The sequence below is a fragment of the Curtobacterium phoenicis genome (assembly GCF_047238015.1).
Classification (GTDB): domain Bacteria; phylum Actinomycetota; class Actinomycetes; order Actinomycetales; family Microbacteriaceae; genus Curtobacterium.
Window position 1 is genome coordinate 269,818 of record NZ_JBDFLZ010000002.1, and the last position, 12,083, is coordinate 281,900.

Here is a 12,083-nt window from a genome sequence, read left to right on the forward strand (position 1 = left end):
GTCCCGGTGATGAGCAACGTCATCCTGTTCGGCGGTCACGGGAAGGTCGCACTCCTCGCGACGCAGATCCTCGCCGACCGCGGCCACACCGTCACGTCCGTCATCCGCAACGCCGACCAGTCCGACGACGTCCGGGCACACGGGGGCGAGCCCCTCGTCGCGGACATCCAGGAGCAGACCCTCGAGTCGTTCACCGACCTCGTGCGCGGGCACGACGCCGTGGTGTGGTCGGCGGGCGCCGGCGGCGGGTCGGCCGACCGGACCTACGCGATCGACCGCGACGCTGCGGTGCTGACGGTGCAGGCCGCGGCCCGCGCCGGCGTCGACCGCTACGTCATGGTGTCCTGGTCGGGCTCGGTGCTCGACCACGGGGTACCCCAGGGCGACGACTTCTTCGCGTACGCGCAGTCGAAGTACGTCGCCGACGCCGTGCTCCGCGACTCCGGGCTCGCGTGGACCGTGGTGGCACCGAGCACCCTCACCGACGACGAGCCGACCGGCCGCGTGGACTGGGACGGCTCGTCGTCGCAGGTGCCCCGCGGGGACGTCGCACACGTGGTCGCCGACGTCGTCGAGGACCCGTCGACCGCCGGGCACACGTTCCGCTTCAACGGCGGGACCACCGAGATCGCGGCGTTCCTGTCGACAGGAGCGTGAGGGCCCGCCGACCGGTCAGCCCCGCGGTCGGCTGAACAGGTTCACGACGGTGCCGTCGGGGTCGCGGAACAGCGTCGAGCGGTTCCCCCACGGCATCGTCTTGGGTTCGAGGACGACGTCGTCGAGCAGGTCCCGGAGCCGCGCGAACTCGGCGTCCACGTCCGCGACCTCGAACTCGACGAGCACCGAGTCGTTCCGGCCGGGCCGTGGTGCACGGTCGCCGAGCATCGCGACCGTGGCGGTGGTGCCGATCGCGAGCACGGGACCGTGGTCACCGCGGAACTCGGCGAAGACGGGTGCCGGTCGGTGTGCGGTGGTCCCGGTCACCTGCTCGTAGAAGGCGACGAGTCGGTCGAGGTCGTCGGTGATGATGCGGATCGATGCGAATGCCATGTCGGCAGTTTGGGGGTGCTCCGCGACACCGTCCTGTCGGTGTTCCCCGGCGGCTCAGTCCTCGACCGCGTGGCGGGTCGTGCCGTGCGGGATGTCGAGGTCGGCGGCGTCGAACGGACGGAGGGGCGCGTGTTCACCGATCGGCTCGAGGGACTCGATCCGCGTGGCCCGGAAGGCGCGCACCGCCCGGCGCAGACGACACCAGGCGACGAGGTACCACACGCCGTCGCGGACCACGTACCCGAGGGGCTCGACCTCGCGGTCGCTCAGCTCGCCGTCCCGGTCGCGGTAGCGGAGTCGGAGGACCTGCCCGCCGCGCAGTGCCGTGGCCACGACGTCACGGGCCGGGGTGTCCTCGTCCGGCTCGAGGAACGCGATCCGCCGTGCGACGAGGAGGGACTCCGCCAGCCGCTCGTCCCGGGTCGCCGCGTGCACCTTGCCGAGGGCGCTCGCGGCGGCGTCGCGGAACGGACCCGTGGCGAGTACGCCGAGTCCGACGGTGACGGCGAGCGCCTCGTCCGCGGTCAGACCGAGCGGCGCGAGGGTGTGCTCGCGGTCGAGGCAGTACCCACCGGTCCGGCCGGGCTCGGCCCAGATCGGCACGCCCGCCTGCTGCAGCGCCGACAGGTCACGCTCGACCGTGCGCACGCTCACCTCGAACCGTTCGGCCAGGCGGCGGGCACTCAGCGGTCGCGGCGCGACCGCGCGGAGTGCCTCGACCAGTGCGTAGAGCCGGTCCGTGCGGTTCACGCGGTGACCGGGGGACGGACGGGAGGCACGGTGCGGCCCCGCCACGGGCCTCCCGGCCGGTGGGTGCCCACGCCGCCACCGGTGCGGGTGCTGCGGGTCATGCCACGATCGTAGGTGGACGCTCCGACGGCCGGACCACGCGCCGGCCGGACGCCGCCCACCGCAGGAGCGCACCGCCGCCGAGCGCGCCGACGAGGTCGGCCAGCAGGTCGCCGATCGTGTCGTCGTACCCGACGAAGATGGTCGCGTCGAGGAACGTGTGCCCGACCCACTCGCCCATCTCCCACACGGCGCCGATCGCCAGGCCCGCCGCACCGCACACCACGACCAGCGCGGCGACCGGCAGCGTCCGGACGTCGTGCAGGACACCGAGGTCGTACGCGATCAGGCACAGCAGGATGCCGAGCAGGCCGACCAGCACGACGTGCACGGCCTTGTCCCAGCCCGGGACCGTCGTGTACCAGTCGAGCGTGCTGCTCCACGCGGCGACGGAGGACGACACCACCACGGCGACGTCGACCGCCGGCCGCAGCCCGAGCATCCGGGGGACCACGGCCCCGAAGAGCGCGAGCATCGCGACGGCGAGGTCGATCGCACCCCAGCCGATCGCCGCGACCGGCACGCTGAGCGCCACGAACACGCGGACGACGTCGGCGGCCCACCCGGCACCGCGCGGCGGTCGGAGGAACGTCGGACCGAGCGACCCGAGCAGGGCACGGGTGCTCACGAGGCCTCCCAGCGGAGGACGGCCGAGACGGCGGCGTGGTCGGAGAACGCCGCCCCGCCAGGCGCGGCCGTGGTGATCGCCGTGGACCGCACCCGAGCCCGGACGCCGGCACCGGGACGCACCAGGACGCGGTCGAGGCGTGCGCCGCGCGGCCTCGGCGGCCGGTGGTTCGTGAAGGTGCCCACCGCAGGGGAGTCGTGCGTCTCCGCGAGGTCCCACGTGTCGACGAGGCCGGACGTGCCGAGCTCCCGGGCGACGCCTGAGCGTTCGGACGCGTTCCAGTCCGCCATCGCCACGACGGGTGTCCCTGCGTCCCGCGCGAGGGAACCGACGAGTCGGGCGCCGTTCCGGAGCGCGAGCGGCGAGAACGGGTCGAGGTGGGTGGCGATCGCCGTGAACCGGACGCCGGTGGCGCGGTCGTCGAGGGTCACGCTGACGGCGATGCGCGGGAAGAGGCTGCCCCAGGACCGGGAGCCGATCCGTTCCGGTCGACGCGAGAGGGCGGTGGTTCGGTGCGCCACGACCCGCAGCCGCTCGGTGTCGAGGAGGAGTCCGACGTGCTCGGCCTCGCGGGCTCGGCTCCGCGGCGAGACGACTGCCTGCCACCGGGCCCCGAGGGCTGCTCGTGCGGTGGCGAGCTGGGTGGGTACGGCTTCCTGGACAGCCAGCAGCGTCGGGCGCTCGGCGTCCAGGAACGCGGCGAGCGCCGCGTGGCGGACGTCCCAGGCGTCCGGGTGGTCGCGGCGGAGGTGCGGGACCGGCCGCCGCACGTTGAGGGTCGTGCAGTGCAGGTCGGGCGCGTCGGTCACGCGGAGGCCTCGGCGGAGACGGACTCGCGGGACGACGTGCCGCGGCCGGCCGCCCCACCGCCGGTCGGCACCGGGCGGGTCTCGGACCGGAAGCGTCGCAGCAGTCGTCCGGGCGGCAACGCACGGAGCCCCGAGACCGTGAAGGTGTGCTCGGCCTTGAGCGTCCGCCGGAGCAGGCCACGGAGGTCCCGGACGGGGCCGCCGGACACGGTGACGACGAGCGTCCGGTCGAGCACGATCCGCCACCGAGGGTCGAACTGCAGCGAGAGGTCGACGTCGTCGTGCACCTTCGGGTCCGTGCGGTGCACCCGGTGGCGCACGGCACGCCAGGCCGTCCGACGGAACAGCGCGTTCGAGCCGAACAGCGGCGGCCGACCGAGCGCCGCGGTCATCGTCACGAAGTACGCGCGCATGTACATCGTCTGCCAGAACGCCGATGCGACCGGCCCGAGGTCACGGAACACACCGGGGCCGGTGACGGCGGTGACGAGCGGGTCGTCGAACCACGGCAGCGCTCGCTCGAGCCAGTCGTCCGGCACGATCGTGTCGGCGTCGACGCGGGCGACCACGTCCCCGGTGGCGGCGTCGTACCCGGCGCTCGCCGCCGCGGCGATCCCGCGCAGGGCTTCGTGCACCACCCGGGCCCCGGCGGCGAGCGCGACCTCGACGCTGTCGTCGCTGCTGCCGTTGTCGACGACCACGACCTCGTCCGCGGGTCGGGTCTGCCGGGCGACGGCGGCGAGGCAGGCACGGAGGTGCTCCGCGTCGTCGAGCACGGGGACGACGACCGTGACGGACGGGGGCACTGCCATGTCCCCAACCAACCAGGGGACGACTGGGCGGCCCCGGCGCTGCGCCGGCGAACGCGGCGGGCCGACGTGTCAGTACTTCGCCGCGATGCCCGTCATGTCCCCGAGCCCGAGGGTCCGCGAGCCGAGCGCGCACGTGCCACCCGACGGCTCCATGACCTGGCCGGTACCGCTCGCCACGTGACCGAGCCCGTACAGGTGCCCCCACTCGTGCGTCGCGACGGCCTGCACGTCGTAGCGGTTGCCGGAGCACGACGCCGTGGACGACCACGCGTACCTCGTCGAGTATCGCTGGTCGGCCTCCTTCGCGACGCCGGCCTGGTCGAACCAGACGCACGTCACGCCGAGGGTCCCGGTCGGCAACGCACCCCATCCGGCGACGCTGTAGCCGCTGCTCGTCGAGCAGCCCCCCTCGGCGGTCACGTTCGGGGCCTGCGCCGCGATCCGCACGTACGCGTTCCTCGCGGTCGAGGTCACGGTCTTCCCGCAGGCGGTGATCGTCCCGGTCCAGGCGTTCGCGGCCTTCTGCAACGCGGACTGTGCGTAGGTGCCCTTCGACCCCGTCGCGTTGTAGTACCACTGCACGGTGCTCGACCAGCGGTAGCGGTTCTGCACGTTGGCGGTGCTCGTGCACTTCGTCGAGGCGGTGGCCTTCGCGCCCGTCGTGGCGGCACTGCCCGTCGTGGCGGCACTTCCCGTCACACCGGCGCTGCCAGGCGCACCGGCGCTGCCCGTCACGCCGACACTGCCCGCCACTGTACCGGCGGCGGCGCGCTGCTGCCGGACCGCCGCGGGTGCGCCCTGCCAGGTGTCGTCCACCCGGACGGCGACACCCGAGCGACCCGTGTTCGCGACCACGACCTCGGGCAGTTCGCTGGCCCCAGGTGCGGCGACGCTCAGTGCGACGACGGACTCACCGCTGGCCGGGATCGCGAAGGTGCGTCCGTCGGGCACCCGGACGGTACCGTCCGGCGTCGTGCACCCGGACCGGATCGTCGCGATGCTCAGCGTCCCGGCCGGGCACGGCGCACCCGGGTGCGGCGTCGCAGCGCTGGCGGGCGCGGCCGGATCGGTCAGCGCCGCCGCGGCGACGAGTACGGCGACCGCGGTGGTCCACCACGTGGTTCGTACGGGCATGGTCGTGCCTCCCCCGGCGGGGGCCCTGTCCCTCCGCCGTCCCTGATCGCGCCCATGGTAGGCACGGACCCCCGCGCGCGTCCGGCCCTCGTTCGGGACGCGCGTCACGCCGCGGGCGATCCGGCTCGGGGGCACCTGGTCGGGCGCTACTGGTCGGGCACCGACACGATGCGGTTCTGGTACGCCCAGACCACGGCCTGCAAGCGCGACTGCACCCCGAGCTTCGGGAGCATCCGCGCGAGGTGCGACTTCACCGTGGAGACCTCGACGACGAGCGCGGCCGCGATGTCCTCGTTCGACATCCCCTGCGCCAGGAGCAGGAGGACGTCACGCTCGCGTGCGGTGAGCAGCCCGTCGGCCCGGTCCCCCGTCACCGGTCGGAGGCTCCGGCGCGACACGAACTCGCGGAGCACCCGACGGGTGAGCGCCTGGTCGAGCGTGCCGTTCCCCGCCGCCACCTGCCGGACGGCCCCGGCGATGGTGTCGGGCTCGGCGTCCTTGAGCAGGAACCCGGATGCGCCGGCCTCGAGGGCGCCGAACACGTAGTCGTCGAGGTCGAACGTCGTGAGCACCAGCACCGCGACCTCGGGGTCGGCCCCGGGAGCGCAGAGCTCACGGGCGACCTCGATGCCGTTGCGCACCGGCATCCGGATGTCGAGGCACGCGACGTCCGGCCGGGTCCGACGGGCGAGCTCGAGTGCCGCGCCGCCGTCGGCGGCGACCGCGACGACCTCGATGTCGGGCTCCGCGTCGAGGAGCGCGGAGACGCCCGCGCGGACCAGCGGCTGGTCGTCCGCCACCAGGACGCGGATCACGGCTGCACCTCCGTGGCGGGCGTGAGCGGTGCCTCCCGGCCGAGCACCAGCTCCACCAGCCACCCGCCACCGTCCTGCGGACCGGCGTGGAGGCGCGCCCCCACCAGGTCCGCCCGCTCGCGCATGCCGCGGAGCCCGTTGCCGCCGGCGGCGGGCCCGCCGCCGGTCGACAGCGTCGGTTCGCCGTTCGCGACGCGGACGACGAGCTGCTCCGCAGCACGGTCGTCGATCGTCACGGTGCAGGTCGCCCCAGGAGCGTGCATGACCGCGTTCGCGAGCGACTCCTGCACGGCCCGGTAGGCCGCGAGCTGCGCGAGGGGGCCGACGCCGTCCGCGAGGGGGTGCTGGTCGGACGCGAGGACCTCGAGCTCGACCGGCATCCGCACGCGGGACCGCTCGACGAGGTCGACGATGCCCGCGATCGTCTCGACCGCGCGTTCGGCGGGGCCGTCGTCACGGAGGAGCCCGACCAGGCGGCGGAGGTCCTCCAGCACGGCGGTGCTCTGCTCCCGGACCTGGCGGACGCCCTCGTGGGCGCGGTCCGGGTCGGTGTCGATCTGCCGGTCGATGGCCGCCGACATCAGGGCGATCCCGGAGAGGTGGTGCGCGGCGATGTCGTGGAGTTCCCGTGCCATGGCGGCGCGTTCCCGGCCGATCGCGGCCTCGACCCAGGCGTCCTGCTCGCGGTCGACGGCGGACGCTTCGGCCGTCCGGGCGGCACGGACGTCGCGCCGGGAGCGGATGAGCAGGGCGACCAGGAGCGGGAGTCCGACGGCACCGACGGCCTGCAGGACGCCGGCGCCGAGGGAGGTGGCGAGGTGCTCGGTCGGCTGCGAGCGCACGCCACCGGACAGGACGAGGTCGTTGACGGCGGTCCCCGCGACGACGAGCGCGGCCGTGCCGACGAGGGCCGGCCACGAGCGGGCGAGGGGCTCGCGGGAGCCGAGCAGCACGACCGCCACCGCGACGGGCAGCAGGACCAGGCTGTAGGCACCGCTCGGCGTGGAGGCCGCGGCGGCCGCGACGATCGCGGTTCCGAGGGTGGTCGTCCGCGGCGCGCTGCGTGCGAACAGCAGCAGCGCGGACGCGACGAGCAGGGAGATCAACAGGGTCACCCAGGGTGCGCTGCCGACCGGAGGGGTCCCGGCGGCGACCGCCGCGGACGACCCGGTCTCGTCGAGCCGGTCGAGGGCGTCGAGACTGGGCAGGCCGCTGAGGAGCCCGACCGACACGAGCGCCGTCCCGGCCGCGACGACGAGGTCGGTGCGGGCGTCAGCGCGTGCCATCGTTCGATCCTACGAGGGCGGGGGCGGACGGCGTCGGCAGATCGGTCGCGCGCGGATGGACGTACCCGAGTCGGCCCCGGGTCACGATGAGCAGCACGGCGGCGGCCACGGTCGAGATCACGGCGAGCCCGAGCATCATCGTGCCGGCGGTCATGCCCGGGTACATGTCGGCCCAGAGCGTCGAGATCGTGTTGTTCACGCCGACGTGCAGGAGCAGGACCAGCGGCAGGCTCTCGCCGGTGCGGTTGAACGCCCAGATCATCACCACGTTGAACGTGATCGTGAAGACGGCGAACACGAGCGGCTCGGTCCAGTGCGCATCCGGCCACCCGCCCCAGTCGCTCAGGTAGAGCGGCATGTGCCAGAGCGCCCAGAGCGGACCGAGGACAGCGGCGGCGCCGAGCGGTCCGAACCGGTCCTGGAGGCGGGGGAGCGCGAAGTCGCGCCAGCCCGGCTCCTCCGACAGCCCCGTCGTGAAGACCTGCACGACGAGCCCGGGGACGAGCATGAGCAGCGCCGCGGCACTCGGTGCCTGCACCTGGCCGCCGGACAGCGGCAGCCCCGAGACGACGATGATCGCGGGGACCCCGACGAGCACCAGGGCGTACCAGCGCCACGACACCCGCCAGCGCCAGAGCCGGCCGACCCAGCGGCGGAGCCCCGGACGGCCGTCCGTGACCGCCGTCACGAGGAAGGCGCTGCCGAGCGGCCCGAGGAGTGCGCCGGGCAGGACGCCCGTGAACTGCGCGGTGCCGAGGAACTCGGGGAAGTGGAGGTCCCACACCCCGAGGCCGTGCGGCGACAGGATGTACGGCACCCACGCGGCCCAGCTCAGGCCGAGGGCGAGCACGAAGAACGCGCGGATGGGGTTCCGGGCGATCGTGCCCCGGATGCCAGGCCGGTCCGCGCCGGTGTGGATGTGGTTCGTCATGCCTCCGACGCTAGGAACGCGACGCGCGCCGGACGACCGGCGGAAGGACGCACCTCGGGGACTTGCATCCTTCGGAGGAGGCCGTCCGGGTGCACGCCGTCGCCCGCGTGGAGGCGGCGGTCCGTATGCTCGTCGACGAGCCGCCGGAGCGAGGGGCGCCCGGCGGATCCACGAGGGGGAACACACCATGACGCTGTCCAGGACGACCACCATCGGCGCCGCGCTCGTCGTCGGCGCACTCGCACTCACCGGCTGCAGCACGGGCGGTACCGGCCCGGGCGACGGGGAGTCCGCCTCGCGCACGGCCACACCGACGCCGACCGCCACCCCGACGGCGGAAGCGGACGGGGACGACGGGGTCGGCGGCACCGCGGCCGGAGCGCAGCCGGAGGACCTGACCTTCGAGGACGGCGCGGAGCTCTCGCCCACCCGCCTGCCCGCGTTCGGCGTCTCGGTGTCCTCGCTGCGTGACTGGGAGCTGACCCGCTCCGACCCGAGCGCCGGGTCGACCGAGTACACCCGCTCGGACGGCGCCGTGGCGACCGTCACGCAGCAGCGGGTCACCGGCCTCGACCCGACGATGGGCGACCGTGCCGCGACCGAGCAGCTCTTCCGGGCGTCCGGCGCTCCGGTCGAGGGGCTCGAGGAGCAGCTGCTGCCCACGGCCGGCGGCGGGACCGCGCAGTTCCTGTCGATCGCCGGGCAGGCCGACGGCACCTGGACCGCGACGGTCGCCCGGGCGTTCGCCCGCCCCGGCGTCGCGCTCACCGTGAAGATCGACGTGCCGTCCCGCGACGTGCTCCGCGACGACCTCCACGAGATCCTAATGAACGCGCAGGTCGTCATCACCTGACCGCTGACCGTCTCGTCGACGACGACCCGGATCAGTGTCGCGGCACGTTCTCCTGCACCCAGTCGCGCAGGTGCGCCAGCGGGACCGCCGCCCCGACGCCCAGCGGGGTGAGGGCGTACTCGACACGCGCCGGGACCTCGGCGAACACCGTGCGGTCGACGAGTCCTGCGGCCTCCATGCGCTTCAGCGAGGCGGAGAGCACCTTCGGGCTGACGCCGGGCAGCTGCCGCCGGAGCTCGCCGAACCGGCGCGGTCCTGCCTCGAGCACCCCGATCGCGAGCGCGGTCCACTTGTTCGCGAGCAGGTCGAGCATCTCGCGGCACGGGCACGCCTCCGCGTACACGTCGTTCCGGTCGCAGGCTCCGACGTGGACTGCTGGTCGCGGTCCGGTGCTGGTGACGGTCACAGCGGAACGCTAGACCGTCGCTCCGCCGAGCGACAAGACTGCAGTGGTCACCCCGGGGTGACCAGGTGCCCTTGTGGGTCACCACCGGGGACAGTGCACGGTGGACACATGACGACGAACGAGGTCCGGGCGATCGCCCAGACGGCAGCCCTCCCCATCAGCGACCCGCAGAGCCTGGTCGAGACGACGGTCGACGTCCCCGACCCGGGGCCGCACGACCTGCTGGTCGAGGTCAGCGCGGTCTCGGTGAACCCGGTCGACGTGAAGCTCCGCAGCGGCTCGGAGCCGGGAGGCGGGCTGCGCGTCCTCGGGTTCGACGCCTCCGGCACGGTCCGGGCCGTCGGATCCGAGGTGACCCGCTTCGCTCCTGGCGACGCGGTGGCCTACGCGGGAGCGATCGACCGCCCGGGCAGCAACGCCGCGCTCCAGCTCGTCGACGAGCGCATCGTGGGTCGCAAGCCGTCGACCCTCTCGCACGCCGAGGCCGCCGCACTCCCGCTCACCGCGATCACCGCGTGGGAGGCCCTGTTCGACAAGCTCCGCCTCGACGAGGAGTCGACCGGCACGCTACTGGTCGTCGGCGGAGCGGGCGGGGTCGGCTCGGTCGCCCTCCAGCTCGTCCGGGCGCTCCTGCCCGGCGTCCGCGTGGTCGCGACCGCCTCACGCCCGGAGAGCTCCGCCTGGGCTCGGGAGATGGGCGCGCACGAGGTCGTCGACCACCACGGGGACCTCCCGGCCCAGGTGCTCGCACTGGCTCCGGAGGGGATCGACTGGGTCTTCACGACGAACTCGTCGGGACAGCTCCCGGTGTACGAGCGGGTGTTGCGACCGTTCGGCCAGATCGTGGCGATCGACGACCCGGCCGAGGTCGACGTCCTGCCGCTGAAGTCGAAGGCCATCACCTGGCACTGGGAGTTCATGTTCGCCCGGTCCCTGCACCGTGCGACCGACATCGCCCGGCAGCACGAGGTCCTCGAGGCCGTGGCGGACCTGGTCGAGGCCGGGACGGTCCGGACCACCGCCACCACCGTCCTCCGTCCGGTCTCCGTCGAGACCCTGCGCGAGGCGCACCGTCTCGTCGAGGGCGGACGGGTCGTCGGGAAGGTGGTCGTGACGGACGAGCCCGTGTCCTGACGCGGACACGGCTGGTCGACGGACTGGAGGCGCATTGCGGGCCCGCCCCGCGCCTCCAGTCCGTCAAGGGGGAGCGTCTCAGACGGGGAGCGGCGCGACGCCCCACCATCCGACCCCATCGCGGTCCACCACCAGGTGGTCTGCCCGGGTACCCAGCGGTTCCGCGATGCCGAAGTCGGCGATCTCCCACCCGAACTGCTCGGCCGTCGGCTCGCCACCGGAGAAGGGCTCCGCGTACACGCCGTCGGCCCAGAGCGGTGCGTCCCGACTGCCCTCGAAAGCCGCCCGGAGTCCGACCGGTCCGAGTCCGGGCCAGGAGTAGACGACGCAGAAGCCCGCCGTGTCCCGCAGCGGCCAGGCATCGTGGACCGTGATCGAGCGCCACTCCGTCGGGCCGCCGTCACGGAGCTTGCGGAGGCAGGCGAGCAGCGCGCGATCGCTCCACGTCGGGGACGGCACTGCCTCGGCGGCGGCGATCAGGGCGTCGTGTTCGGGTCCGGGCACCTCGTCATCGTGTCACGGGGAGCTGTGGCGCGAGGTCCTGGATGCCGGTGACGCGGAGCAGGTCGAGCTTCGCGTCGTCCTCGCAGCCGGGGACCGTCGTGTAGACCACGACGCGCAGGTCGCCACCCGGGACGGTGAGCACGTCGCAGTCGACCTCGATCGGCCCGACCGGGGTGTGCACGCGCTTCCGGCTCGCCCGGTGCTCGGCGACGCGACCGGTGTCCCAGCGCCGCTCGAACTCCGGCGACTCCCGACGCAACCGCTCGACGAGGGCGGCGAGCTCACGGTCGGCGGGGTAGCGACCGGTCGCCTGACGGAGGTCCGCCACGAGGTCGCTCGAGAACTCCTCCTGGTGCTCGTCGTCCCAGTCGGTGCCGTCGTGCCCGTGCGTGAAGTGCCGCCACACGAGGTTGCCCTCCAGCCCCGTCCAGCGGCTCGGGTCCCCGTTCACCGCGGCCCAGAGGTCGTTCCAGAGCACGATGTCGTGCGCGGCCGTGAACACCGCGAGCGGCACGTCCCCGAGCCGGTCGACCATCCGTTGCACACCCGGGGTCACGTGCCGGGGCACGACCTGCCTCGACGGCGGTGCGACTCCCGCGATCCGGAAGAGGTGGTCACGCTCGGCAGTGGAGAGCCGGAGTGCGGTCGCGAGGGCACCGAGCAGTTGCGCCGACGGGTTCGTCGCTCGGCCCTGTTCCAACCGCACGACGTAGTCGACGCTGACCCCGGCGAGCGCCGCGAGCTCCTCGCGGCGGAGACCGGGCGTGCGACGGCCGGGTCCGGCCGGCAGGCCGACCTCCTCGGGACGCACCCGGTCCCGCCAGGAACGCAGTACCGTCGCGAACTCGCTCATGCCCACCATCCTCGCCCCG

General features: G+C 73.9%; 15 protein-coding genes. 3 read left to right on the forward strand and 12 right to left on the reverse strand.

Features of this window, described 5'->3' with window-relative positions:
* The first annotated feature begins 9 nt into the window (after window positions 1–9).
* A complete protein-coding gene (locus ABC270_RS01390; protein ID WP_412879144.1) occupies window positions 10–657 on the forward strand; it encodes an NAD(P)H-binding protein in 648 nt (215 codons plus the stop codon).
* 15 nt (window positions 658–672) lie between these two features.
* On the opposite strand, the gene ABC270_RS01395 is transcribed toward ABC270_RS01390, so the two are convergent.
* The 9 genes from ABC270_RS01395 to ABC270_RS01435 all read right to left on the reverse strand — a co-directional run bounded on the left by ABC270_RS01395 (window position 673) and on the right by ABC270_RS01435 (window position 8,314).
* A complete protein-coding gene (locus tag ABC270_RS01395) occupies window positions 673–1,050 on the reverse strand; it encodes a VOC family protein (RefSeq protein ID WP_412879145.1) in 378 nt (125 codons plus the stop codon).
* A 54-nt stretch (window positions 1,051–1,104) separates the two neighbouring features.
* Window positions 1,105–1,800 carry a helix-turn-helix transcriptional regulator gene (locus tag ABC270_RS01400; RefSeq protein WP_412879146.1) on the reverse strand — a complete coding sequence of 232 codons (696 nt, stop codon included), beginning with the start codon at window positions 1,798–1,800 and terminating at the stop codon, window positions 1,105–1,107.
* A gap of 97 nt (window positions 1,801–1,897) precedes the next feature.
* Window positions 1,898–2,527, reverse strand: a complete 630-nt coding sequence (locus ABC270_RS01405) for a DUF2238 domain-containing protein (RefSeq protein WP_412879147.1) — start codon at window positions 2,525–2,527, stop codon at window positions 1,898–1,900.
* Window positions 2,524–3,336, reverse strand: a complete 813-nt coding sequence (locus ABC270_RS01410) for an endonuclease/exonuclease/phosphatase family protein (RefSeq protein ID WP_412879148.1) — start codon at window positions 3,334–3,336, stop codon at window positions 2,524–2,526. The genes ABC270_RS01405 and ABC270_RS01410 overlap by 4 nt, the downstream gene beginning before the upstream one ends.
* The gene (locus ABC270_RS01415) at window positions 3,333–4,148 is read right to left on the reverse strand and encodes a glycosyltransferase family 2 protein (protein ID WP_412879149.1); all 816 of its coding nucleotides are present in this window, start codon (window positions 4,146–4,148) and stop codon (window positions 3,333–3,335) included. Before ABC270_RS01415 ends, ABC270_RS01410 begins: the two co-directional genes overlap by 4 nt.
* Before the next feature lie 69 nt (window positions 4,149–4,217).
* On the reverse strand, window positions 4,218–5,282 hold the full coding sequence (locus ABC270_RS01420) for a zinc metalloprotease (protein WP_412879150.1): 1,065 nt from the start codon (window positions 5,280–5,282) through the stop codon (window positions 4,218–4,220).
* A gap of 146 nt (window positions 5,283–5,428) precedes the next feature.
* On the reverse strand, window positions 5,429–6,097 hold the full coding sequence (locus tag ABC270_RS01425; protein ID WP_412879151.1) for a response regulator: 669 nt from the start codon (window positions 6,095–6,097) through the stop codon (window positions 5,429–5,431).
* Window positions 6,094–7,383 (reverse strand): sensor histidine kinase, encoded by a 1,290-nt coding sequence (locus ABC270_RS01430; RefSeq protein ID WP_412879152.1) that lies wholly within the window; start codon window positions 7,381–7,383, stop codon window positions 6,094–6,096. Before ABC270_RS01430 ends, ABC270_RS01425 begins: the two co-directional genes overlap by 4 nt.
* Window positions 7,370–8,314, reverse strand: a complete 945-nt coding sequence (locus ABC270_RS01435) for a CPBP family glutamic-type intramembrane protease (protein ID WP_412879153.1) — start codon at window positions 8,312–8,314, stop codon at window positions 7,370–7,372. The genes ABC270_RS01430 and ABC270_RS01435 overlap by 14 nt, the downstream gene beginning before the upstream one ends.
* 187 nt (window positions 8,315–8,501) lie before the next feature.
* Here ABC270_RS01435 and ABC270_RS01440 point away from each other — a divergent pair, with 187 nt between their 5' ends.
* Window positions 8,502–9,167 (forward strand): hypothetical protein, encoded by a 666-nt coding sequence (locus tag ABC270_RS01440; RefSeq protein WP_412879154.1) that lies wholly within the window; start codon window positions 8,502–8,504, stop codon window positions 9,165–9,167.
* Between the two features lie 31 nt (window positions 9,168–9,198).
* Here the strand turns inward: ABC270_RS01440 and ABC270_RS01445 are convergent, their stop codons facing one another.
* Window positions 9,199–9,573 (reverse strand): winged helix-turn-helix transcriptional regulator, encoded by a 375-nt coding sequence (locus tag ABC270_RS01445; protein WP_412879155.1) that lies wholly within the window; start codon window positions 9,571–9,573, stop codon window positions 9,199–9,201.
* Between the two features lie 108 nt (window positions 9,574–9,681).
* On the opposite strand from ABC270_RS01445, the gene ABC270_RS01450 reads away from it, so the two are divergent.
* Window positions 9,682–10,707 (forward strand): zinc-binding alcohol dehydrogenase family protein, encoded by a 1,026-nt coding sequence (locus ABC270_RS01450; protein WP_412879156.1) that lies wholly within the window; start codon window positions 9,682–9,684, stop codon window positions 10,705–10,707.
* 78 nt (window positions 10,708–10,785) lie between these two features.
* Here ABC270_RS01450 and ABC270_RS01455 read toward each other — a convergent pair whose 3' ends face one another.
* The gene (locus ABC270_RS01455; RefSeq protein WP_412879157.1) at window positions 10,786–11,211 is read right to left on the reverse strand and encodes a hypothetical protein; all 426 of its coding nucleotides are present in this window, start codon (window positions 11,209–11,211) and stop codon (window positions 10,786–10,788) included.
* A gap of 4 nt (window positions 11,212–11,215) precedes the next feature.
* Window positions 11,216–12,064, reverse strand: a complete 849-nt coding sequence (locus ABC270_RS01460; protein WP_412879158.1) for a helix-turn-helix domain-containing protein — start codon at window positions 12,062–12,064, stop codon at window positions 11,216–11,218.
* Between the last annotated feature and the right edge of the window lie 19 nt (window positions 12,065–12,083).